Origin of the sequence: Parvibaculum sp., assembly GCF_049672805.1 — a bacterium.
Taxonomy (GTDB): Bacteria; Pseudomonadota; Alphaproteobacteria; order Parvibaculales; family Parvibaculaceae; genus Parvibaculum.
In genome coordinates, this window is record NZ_JBATWS010000051.1 from 1 (window position 1) to 2,303 (window position 2,303).

At 60.5% G+C, this 2,303-nt stretch carries 3 protein-coding genes; 2 read left to right on the forward strand and 1 reads right to left on the reverse strand.

What is annotated here, in order from left to right; all coding sequences use genetic code 11:
- A partial coding sequence (locus WBF74_RS01580; protein ID WP_424434162.1) for a flagellar biosynthesis protein FlhA occupies positions 1–1,582 on the forward strand: 1,582 nt, incomplete at its 5' end.
- 218 nt (positions 1,583–1,800) lie between these two features.
- Positions 1,801–2,124 (forward strand): hypothetical protein, encoded by a 324-nt coding sequence (locus tag WBF74_RS01585; protein ID WP_424434164.1) that lies wholly within the window; start codon positions 1,801–1,803, stop codon positions 2,122–2,124.
- Between the two features lie 9 nt (positions 2,125–2,133).
- Here the strand turns inward: WBF74_RS01585 and WBF74_RS01590 are convergent, their stop codons facing one another.
- The gene (locus WBF74_RS01590; RefSeq protein ID WP_424434166.1) at positions 2,134–2,295 is read right to left on the reverse strand and encodes a DUF520 family protein; all 162 of its coding nucleotides are present in this window, start codon (positions 2,293–2,295) and stop codon (positions 2,134–2,136) included.
- Between the last annotated feature and the right edge of the window lie 8 nt (positions 2,296–2,303).

Here is a 2,303-nt window from a genome sequence, read left to right on the forward strand (position 1 = left end):
CCTCTCAGCCGGTCTCATCGATGAAAAGGAAGCCCGCGAGCGCCGTTCCAATCTGGAGAAGGAAAGCGCCTTCTTCGGCTCGATGGACGGTGCCTCGAAATTCGTGCGTGGTGACGCTATTGCGGGCCTGCTCATAACCTTCATCACCGTGGTGGCCGGCATCGTCATCGGCGTCGTGCAGAACGGGCTGACCTTCGGCGAAGCCGCCCAGACCTATACGCTTCTCACGGTGGGCGACGGCCTTGTGAGCCAGATCCCCGCCCTCATTGTGTCAACGGCGGCCGGCCTTCTCGTCTCGAAGGCTGGTGTTGAAGGCGCGGCTGATGAAGCGCTTTTCGACCAGTTCTCCGGCTATCCGCAGGCGCTCGGCATGTCCTCCGTCGTGACCGCCGCCATGGCGCTGCTGCCAGGCCTTCCGATGCTGCCCTTCCTTGCGCTCAGCGGTGGTACGGGCTCGCTCGCCTATTATCTGATCAAGCAGCGCAAGAAGGCGACGGCTGACGCCGAAACCCTGCGCGAGACCGAACAGCAGGCTGCCCCTGCCGCCGAGGAGCCGATCAGCACCGCGCTCAAGATGGACGAACTGCGCCTCGAAATCGGCTATGCGCTGCTCCCGCTCATCAATGGCAAGGATCACCAGAAGCTCACCGACCAGATCAAGGCGCTGCGCCGCCAGATCGCGAGCGACATGGGCTTTGTCATGCCGTCCGTCCGCATCCTCGACAACGTGCAGATCGACGCAAACTCCTATGTCATCCGCGTGAAGGAAGTGGAGTCAGGGCGTGGCGACGTCTATGTCGGCCAGCTCCTCGTCATGGACCCGCATGGCGGCCAGATCCAGCTTCCCGGCCTTCACACCACCGAGCCTGCCTTTGGTCTGCCCGCCACCTGGATCGACGAAGGTCTGCGCGAGGAAGCCTCCTTCCGCGGCTACACGGTTGTCGATCCGCCGACGGTGCTCACCACGCATCTCACCGAGATCATCAAGGACAATATGGCCGACCTTCTGTCTTATGCAGAAGTGCAGAAGCTGCTCGATGAACTCGGCAAGGAACACAAGAAGCTCGTGGACGATCTCGTACCGTCGCAGATCACCATAACCGGCATCCAGCGCGTGCGCCAGACGCTCCTTACCGAGCGCATCTCGATCCGCGACCTGCCGACCATCATGGAAGGCATCGCTGAAGCTGTCGGCCACACGCAGAGCCTCACCCTTATTACAGAGCATGTGCGTGCCCGCCTCGCGCGCCAGATTTGCGCGGCACACAGCGATGCAAACAATACGTTGCCGCTCATCACCCTTTCGCCGCAATGGGAGCAGGCCTTTGCCGAGTCCCTGATCGGCCAGGGCGAGGAAAAGCAGCTCGCCATGCAGCCTTCCCTGCTGCAGGAATTCATTGCCACCATGCGCGACCGCTTCGAGGAAGCCGCACAGGCGGGTGACGTGCCCGTGCTGCTGACCAGCCCCGGCGTGCGCCCCTATGTGCGCTCCATCGTGGAAAGGTTCCGCCCACAGACATTCGTCATGTCGCAGAACGAAATCCACCCGCGCATCAAGCTTCGCACGGTGGGCAGCATCTGAACGCCCTGCTCTTCGTTCTCCCGTTAACCAAAGAATCGCCGGGAGAACGTGGATTTGCACCGCAGGCTGAGGATTTCGTTGCGTAAATCGCTAGACCTTGTGTCTTTTTGGGTTAACCTCTGCTCACGCCGCGTCGCCAATGCTGCGACTGGCCGGGGACAAAGAAAAAGGGCGGCGGAAGAGGGGTTCTTCCGTCCGGCAATTACTAGGGGGACAAGATGGAACTCACCGAATATCTGAACCAGGCCGTTGCCTGGGCGCGGATGGGATTCGACACGGTCAATTCGATTCAAGGGCTGGTCATCGCCCTCATCGCCGCAATCCTTATGAACCGCTATGGCCGCATTCTCGTCTATGCGCTGGGTGCAACCCTCGTGCATGAACTGGTGAATATCGGCCGCAACTTCTATGCAGGCGCCGCAAACCCGCTGCCCGACTATCTCGACACGCAGGTGCTAAAGCTCGTCGCGATCCGCTTCATCGGCTATCTCGTCGCGATCAGCCTGATTTATCTCGTCAGGCGGCTCTTCCTGCGCCGCTAGGCGGAAACCTCAATCGCGGAAGTTCACATATTGGAGGGGCTGTTCGATCTTCAGCCCCTTCACAAATTGAATGACAGCCTGAAGGTCATCGCGCTTCTTGCCGGTGACGCGCAACTCGTCACCCTGAATGGCAACCTGCACCTTCAGGCCTGATCCCTTGATGTCCTTCACGATCTTCT